The organism is Hyphomicrobiales bacterium (assembly GCA_039973685.1).
In the GTDB taxonomy this organism is placed as follows: Bacteria; Pseudomonadota; Alphaproteobacteria; order Rhizobiales; family JACESI01; genus JACESI01.
Map to the genome: position 1 here is coordinate 1 of JBDWKL010000040.1, position 7,497 is coordinate 7,497.

Annotated in this window: 8 protein-coding genes; 4 read left to right on the forward strand and 4 right to left on the reverse strand. The window is 50.7% G+C overall.

All coding sequences use genetic code 11. The annotated features are described in order from the left end of the window. The 4 genes from ABJO30_10525 to purC form a co-directional block, all read right to left on the reverse strand. Positions 1-843 (reverse strand): hypothetical protein (locus ABJO30_10525; protein ID MEP3233251.1); only part of this gene is annotated, 843 nt, incomplete at its 3' end. A gap of 36 nt (positions 844-879) precedes the next feature. Next, the gene (purQ, locus tag ABJO30_10530) at positions 880-1,548 is read right to left on the reverse strand and encodes a phosphoribosylformylglycinamidine synthase subunit PurQ (GenBank protein ID MEP3233252.1); all 669 of its coding nucleotides are present in this window, start codon (positions 1,546-1,548) and stop codon (positions 880-882) included. Beyond that, positions 1,548-1,778, reverse strand: coding sequence for a phosphoribosylformylglycinamidine synthase subunit PurS (purS, locus tag ABJO30_10535; protein ID MEP3233253.1), 231 nt, complete (start codon positions 1,776-1,778; stop codon positions 1,548-1,550). The genes purQ and purS overlap by 1 nt, the downstream gene beginning before the upstream one ends. Before the next feature lie 52 nt (positions 1,779-1,830). Beyond that, on the reverse strand, positions 1,831-2,592 hold the full coding sequence (purC, locus tag ABJO30_10540; protein MEP3233254.1) for a phosphoribosylaminoimidazolesuccinocarboxamide synthase: 762 nt from the start codon (positions 2,590-2,592) through the stop codon (positions 1,831-1,833). 649 nt (positions 2,593-3,241) lie between these two features. Here purC and ABJO30_10545 point away from each other — a divergent pair. The 4 genes from ABJO30_10545 to ABJO30_10560 all read left to right on the forward strand — a co-directional run bounded on the left by ABJO30_10545 (position 3,242) and on the right by ABJO30_10560 (position 7,432). After that, positions 3,242-4,762 carry a phosphatidylglycerol lysyltransferase domain-containing protein gene (locus tag ABJO30_10545; protein MEP3233255.1) on the forward strand — a complete coding sequence of 507 codons (1,521 nt, stop codon included), beginning with the start codon at positions 3,242-3,244 and terminating at the stop codon, positions 4,760-4,762. A gap of 36 nt (positions 4,763-4,798) precedes the next feature. Next, positions 4,799-5,818, forward strand: a complete 1,020-nt coding sequence (gene bmt, locus ABJO30_10550; protein ID MEP3233256.1) for a betaine--homocysteine S-methyltransferase — start codon at positions 4,799-4,801, stop codon at positions 5,816-5,818. Positions 5,819-6,018: 200 nt separating this feature from the next. Next, on the forward strand, positions 6,019-6,717 hold the full coding sequence (locus ABJO30_10555) for a B12-binding domain-containing protein (protein MEP3233257.1): 699 nt from the start codon (positions 6,019-6,021) through the stop codon (positions 6,715-6,717). A 79-nt stretch (positions 6,718-6,796) separates the two neighbouring features. Beyond that, entirely contained in the window at positions 6,797-7,432 is a 636-nt protein-coding gene (locus ABJO30_10560) for a DUF1638 domain-containing protein (GenBank protein MEP3233258.1), read from the forward strand. Positions 7,433-7,497 lie beyond the last annotated feature (65 nt).

A 7,497-nucleotide genomic window follows, 5' to 3' on the forward strand; every position in this document is an offset into this window, starting at 1 on the left:
CTCACGAACAGACGCATAGGTCGTGAACGAAACGATACGCCACCCGCGAAATGCTACGCGGTTCTCAAGGCGCATCACCGCTTCGCCCTGAAGGTAGGCATCCGCTGGCAATGCGGTCCAATCAGCCGTGACACGAATGGCCCGCTCAATCGCGCTTTGTGGGTTTTGTCTCGCCAGTGCTTCGTCTTCCGTGCCCCCGCGCCAGCGGGGTTCTGTCGCAAGAATGATTTGCCCTTCGCTGTTTTCCACAATGACAGCGTCTGAGATACCCGCCCATGCGCGTTCGAACTTTTGTAGATCCACCTCGACGGAAATCACACCCAGCACTTCATTGCCCGATTGAACACGGCGTGAATAATGAAAAGCGTAGCCACCAGTTCCGCGCTCAACCACCGTAAAGATAGTGCCCTGCCCGCGCAGCGCGTTGACAAAATATGCATCGTTGCGGTGACTTTCGCCCAAATGATTACGGTCTGTCGCAGCAACAGTACGCCCATCGCTGTCCAATAGAACCAATGAGGCCGCACCGATTTCTTCCACAAAAGAAATCAGCCGTTGTGTAGAGCGTGAATAATCAGCCGAATTCAAAGCCCCGATCAATGTCGGGTCACGCGCCAACAATTGCGGCACAATCGCGCTTTGTCGCAACTCTGAACGAAGGTTACCTGAATAGAGTGCAAGCCGCAGCTCGGCGCGGTTTCTGGTGGTTTCGGTGAAGCGATCGGTTAACAGGCGATTTGTTATGGAAACCGTAACAACCGCAAGTACCAAAAGGATGACCAACGCCAGCCGGACACGCCAGCTGATCGTTTTATTCTGTTTGAGGACGCGTTCACTTACCATCGGACGAACTTAGACCGAAGGCGCGTGCGGCTCAAGTCATGCAGGCGTTAGAACGCCAGACAATGCGCGAAACAACGCCTGCCCGTCTGTGCCACCATGCCCCGCATCAGCTGCGCGTTCAGGATGTGGCATCATACCCAAGACACGGCCATTGGCAGACAAGATGCCTGCAATATCGGCTTTAGCTCCATTCGGGTTCTCGGTGTAGGTGAAAGCAACACGATCTTCGCCTTGCAAACGCGCAATGGTCTCATCGTCGGCAAAATAGTTGCCATCGTGGTGCGCAATTGGAATATCGATCACATCATCAACATTGTAGCTTTCGGTAAACACATTGGCTGTCGTTTTCACCTTTAGACCAACGGTCTTGCAGATGTATTTCAGGCCTGCATTGCGCAGCAAAGCACCCGGTAAAATGCCGGTTTCCGTCAAAACTTGAAAACCGTTGCAGATACCCACGGCGTAACCGCCACGGTCTGTATGTGCTTTGATTTCATTGCAGATCGGGGAATTTGCAGCAATTGCGCCACAGCGCAGATAATCACCAAAAGAGAAACCGCCGGGCACGCCAACGATATCCACACCCTCAGGCAATTTGGTGTCTTTGTGCCAAACCATCGAAACTTTGGCACCCGCCGCCTCAAAGGCCACCGCTAGGTCACGGTCACAGTTCGATCCAGGAAAAACAACGACCGCAGCATGCATCAGAGCAACTCCACCTTGTAGGATTCAATCACAGTGTTCGCGAGCAGTTTCTCGCACATTTGTGCGACATCAGCTTCGGTTGAACCGTCGGCAAGGTCGAGTTCTACAACTTTTCCCTGACGCACGCCATTGACGCCATCAAAACCCATCGCACCCAAAGCGTGGCGCACGGCCTCACCTTGTGGATCCAACACGCCATTTTTCAACATCACATGTACACGAGCTTTCATAGTGCTCTCGCCCCTATCTTCATTTTCTAAAAAACGCCCTATCAACCAAAGATCAGTTGATAAGGGTTGGTTTCGTAATTGGAGTTGCGTTCTTTGGCAACACACCCAAACGACGCGCAACTTCAGTGTAAGCATCTGACAGGTTACCAAGGTCGCGGCGGAACACATCTTTGTCCAGCTTTTCACCCGTTTCGATATCCCACAAACGACAGCTGTCTGGGCTAATTTCGTCTGCAACGATCAAACGCTGAAAATCACCGTCATAAACACGGCCGATTTCGATCTTAAAGTCGATCAGTTTGATTCCGACAGCAAACATAACGCCTGACAAAAAGTCGTTAACCCGCAATGCAAGGCTTAGGATATCATCCATGTCTTGCTGGCTTGCCCAACCGAAAGCCGCGATGTGCTCTTCAGACACCAACGGATCGCCGAGGCTGTCATCTTTCAGGCAGTATTCCACGATTGGACGTGGCAATTGCTTGCCCTCTTCAATGCCGAGACGTTTTGACATCGTACCAGCTGCATAGTTGCGCACGATCACTTCGAGCGGCACAATTTCGCAGGACTTGCACAATTGCTCGCGCATGTTGAGGCGTTTGATAAAGTGGTTTGGCACGCCAATCTGCTTCAAACCGGTCATGAAATATTCGGATAGCATGTTGTTCAACACGCCTTTACCGTCAATGACATCTTTTTTCTGTGCGTTAAAAGCAGTCGCATCATCCTTAAAGTACTGGACGATCGTGTCGGGCTCTGGGCCTTCATACAAGATCTTTGCTTTGCCTTCGTAAATTTTGTTGCGCCGGGCCATGGGCGTCCTTTCAACTAATGGAAAGGGTCCGAGTCCCTCTCTGATGTCGCCCTCTTAAGGCAAGGACCCGAGCGTCGCAAGCTACGCAGCTCTCAAAGCTGGTATTGATCCCATTTCTCCCTCAGTCAAACGTCTCTCCCTCAGTCAAACGTCAAATTTAGACAAAATCACCGAAATTCACAGTCATTATTGCGTTTAGTTGGGCCAAAGGCTGTTCAGCCGTTAATTTCATAGTGATGCTTAGCGACTAACCTCGATCTTGGGTCAATTTGGGGAATAAGAATGCTAAACAAGGTTAAAGCCAAGTTTCGTTGCCAATTTTTCTTGCGTGCCGGGGTGCCGCTGGTGATCTTGAGTTGGTGTTTATCCGAGCTGTTGCCCCACCTCACACAAAACCTGCTCGCGAGTATCCCAAACCAAATCACTGGTATTCATTGGGTCAATTGGGGATTGGCGATTGCTTATTACTCTAATAAGCTTATGGACAGTGGGGCGTTATGACGGTGTCGCTCATCAACATTTCCAAACGCGTATCGCTCCAAGGCAAACGCGTTTGTCCGGCACGGCCTCTATCGCACTGGGGCAAACGCTAGGCGCTGGAGTTTTTACGGGCGCTCTTGCGCGTTGAAGCATATTACCGGACATTACGATGCCAACAGCCCTTAAACTGTCGACCTTTGTATCCTTATCATTCATGCCGTGTTGGCTCGCTGTTACCTCGCTGCTTTGCCTTGTTCTACCTGCCCCTGCGTGGACAAAACTGCCCGCAATGATCGTATTTGGCCTTACGCCCCTTGGCTTACTAGCCATGTTTCGATGGCCGAAATTTGTAATGAGAGGAAACACGTTTCGCTTTCCAAACTTTCAGAGCAGTCTGGCGATCCTTTTCTGGACTTCAATCGACACAACAGCCGCAGCTGCGGCATTGTTTGTGTTATTGCCAACCCACATTGATTTATCGTTTTTGATTTTCTTACCCTTATTCATGCTTGCACTTGGCACAGCACTTTTATCGAATACCCCGGGCGGCGTTGGTCCCTTTGAGCTAATGATGCTTGGCTTACTGCCACAAATTCCCTCAGGTGAGATACTTGGGAGCATTATAGCGTTTCGTATTATCTATTACGCCTTACCCGCCTTTGGAGCGTCCCTTGCGCTGATGAAGCCGTTAAAAACAGCTCCCCGACGGCAACCCATACAACAAACGTGGCTTGAAACCACGGGCCAAGCAGACCATCAAATTATAGCGCAAAACGGTGGGTGCATTTTGGCAACGTCAGACGGCGCATGTGCACTTTGGCCAACACCGCAGACTGTCACATCGTTTTGCAATCCAGTCACAGGATCGATGGCGGCAACTGTATGCGCATTAAAAACCGAAGCCGCGATTTTGGGAAAAACCGCTTTCATCTATAAATGCAACGCCCGAAACGCCGCCGTCTTGCGCAAGTTTAAGTGGTCGATGATCCATATGTACGACGATGCCATCATTTGCACGCAAAGCTTCACTCTTGAAACGCCAAAGCTGCGCAGCTTGCGGCGGAAACTGCGTAACGCGCAGAAATCCGACCTAATGATTGAGGTCGACACCCAATTCCCGTGGTCTCAAATGCAACACGTCGACGAACAATGGCAAATAGCTCATGGGCATGCACGAGGCGGCACAATGGGGCGTTTTGAAATCGATTACCTGCGCCATCACTTTATCGCCCGCGCCCATGTTAATGGCCACCTTTGCGCCTTTGTCAGCTTTCAAAAAGGTAAAAATGAATGGTGTCTGGATTTGATGCGCCACATTGACATCATACCAGATGGAACAATGCATGCTTTGGTTCACGCTGGTATATCAGCGGCTGCACGTGCTGGGATACCCCGTGTTAATCTGGCATCCACCCCTGCTTGCCCCGATCCCGCAAGCGGGTTTTTCCGATGGGCCGCTCGTCAAGCTGTTGTAAAAGCTGGCGGAACTGGTTTGCGCCAATTCAAATCAACGTTCGCGCCCAAATGGGAACCGCGATACGCAGCAGCACCAACACCGTGGGGGTTGGTCACAGGATTGACTGACATCACACGTGAAGTTCATGCACCTGATCCCATCCCCGCATCGAAACCACACGAAATTCATAACTTTGATGAATATTATGAACTGGCTTCAAGACGTGCGTCATGACACAGCAACATCAAAGTCAGATTTGAGGCGTGCACTATGACCAATATCCTTATTAAGCTTCTCGAAGAAAAAGGGGCCTTGTTGGCCGATGGGGCGACGGGAACGAACCTATTTAATATGGGTTTGATGTCGGGTGATGCTCCTGAGATGTGGAACACGGACGAACCTGAAAAAATCCGCACGCTTTACCGTGGTGCCGTCGACTCTGGTAGTGATATTTTTCTCACCAACTCTTTTGGCGCAAATGCCTCGCGCCTGAAATTGCACGGCGCAGAAAAACGCGCCCATGAATTGAGCCGCGTCTCAGCGGAAATCGCGCGCGACATCGCGGATCAAGCGGGCCACAAAGTTGTTGTTGCCGGTTCTGTTGGCCCTACAGGCGAAATCATGGAACCCGTTGGCGAGTTGACGCATGCATTGGCCGTGGAAATGTTCCACGAAACTGCTGATGGGCTTAAAGCCGGTGGCGCTGATGTGGCTTGGGTCGAAACCATCTCTGCACCAGAAGAATACCGCGCGGCAGCCGAAGGTTTCGCCCTCGCAGGCATCGACTGGGTTGGTACCATGAGCTTTGACACAGCCGGTCGCACCATGATGGGTGTCACAAGCGCAGATATGGTCAAAATGGTCAGTGATATTGAAAATACCCCACTCGCCTATGGCGCAAATTGTGGCACTGGTTCTTCTGATCTTTTGCGCACGATCTTAGGGTTCTCCGCGCAAGACAATGAGGTGCCGATCGTCGCTAAAGGCAATGCAGGCATCCCCAAATACGTCGAAGGTCATATCCACTATGATGGCACACCAGAATTGATGGCAGATTATGCCGTTATGGCACGCGCTTGTGGTGCAAAAATCATCGGTGGATGTTGTGGCACAATGCCCGAGCACTTGCGGGCAATGCGCGAGGCATTGGACACGCGCGTCATGACCGAACGTCCCTCATTGGATGAAATCACAGCCAAGCTTGGCGCATTCACGTCCGCATCAGATGGCACAGGTGACGACACCGCAGAACCACGGCGCACGCGTCGTAATCGTCGCCGCGCAAGTTAAGGGCGCTAAATTCGGTTTTAGATTAGATCTTTAACCGAATTACCCGCCTGCTTTCTTGAGAAGACAGCATTACGCCCACGAAATTCAGTTTTTGGTCGCGCATAGCACGATCAATGTCGCAAATCGAAAAGTGACCCCGCGACATTCTGACAAAAGAGAAGAAACGATAGGGTATTCCCACCCTCACGGAAGGAAATAACATGTCAGATGAAGACGATATCATCCTGTCTGAACTGGACGACGAAGAACTTGTTCAACAAATGTTTGACGACCTTTACGATGGCCTCAAAGAGGAAATCGAAGAAGGTGTGAACATTTTGTTGTCGCGTGATTGGGCACCCTACGATGTTTTGACCAAGGCGCTTGTTGGCGGCATGACCATTGTTGGCGCAGATTTCCGTGACGGGATCTTGTTCGTTCCCGAGGTTCTTTTAGCAGCCAATGCAATGAAGGGGGGCATGTTTATCCTCAAGCCATTGCTGGCAGAAACTGGTGCACCACGTGTTGGTAAGATGGTAATTGGCACTGTCAAAGGCGACATCCACGATATCGGAAAGAACCTTGTTGGCATGATGATGGAAGGTGCCGGTTTTGAGGTGGTCGATCTGGGCATCAACAACGCGGTCGAAGCCTATCTAGAAGCGATGGAAGACGACGAAGTCGACATTCTCGGGATGTCCGCCCTACTCACTACGACGATGCCCTATATGAAAGTCGTGATCGACACGATGATCGAACAAGGTATTCGTGACGACTATGTTGTTCTTGTTGGTGGCGCCCCCCTGAACGAAGAATTTGGCAAAGCGATTGGCGCAGATGCCTATTGTCGTGACGCGGCTGTTGCGGTCGAAACCGCCAAAGAGTTCATGGATCGCAAGCACAATCAACTGTCCGCCTAAGGCCCAAAAGCTGTTACAAATTTGAAAAACGGGCCTGTTGCGAATAATTCGGAGCGGGCCTTCTTCATAAGGTGTTAAGATGAATGAAATCAACGACACAGAGCTAACAGAGACAGGCCTAAACGATCTGGCAACGGGTCGCATTCTTTTGATCGCCTGCGGGGCTTTGGCGCGTGAGATTTTAGACCTTAAGAAGGTAAATGGATGGTCTCACATGGATCTGACCTGCTTGCCTGCAAAGCTTCACCTGTATCCGGAAAAAATAACTGAGGCCGTTCAAGACGCCGTTAAAAAACACCGGGCCAATTATGACGAGATCTTTATTGTTTACGCAGATTGTGGGACCGGCGGGTTGCTTCAAGCCGCCTGTGACACGTTAGGTGTTAAGATGATTTCAGGCCCTCACTGTTATAGTTTTTTTGAGGGAAATCAAAGATTTGAGGGTCAAAGTGAAAGTGAATTTACCGCGTTTTATTTGACGGATTTTTTGGTCCGCCAGTTTGAAGCCTTCGTGATTAAACCGATGGGTTTAGATCGCCATCCCGAGCTTCGTGATATGTATTTCGGCAATTATGAAAAGCTGGTTTATCAGGCGCAAACCGATGATCCAGCTTTGACACAAAAAGCCAAAGAGGCCGCCAAAACACTTGGTCTTGCTTTTGAACGGCGTCAAACGGGTTACGGTGACCTAGAGGTCGCCCGAATTGCGCTGTAACCTGCGTTTGCGACCTGACGGATGCGTGCCTCCTTTGCCCGCTCCCCTTTGGATCGTTGGGCAGA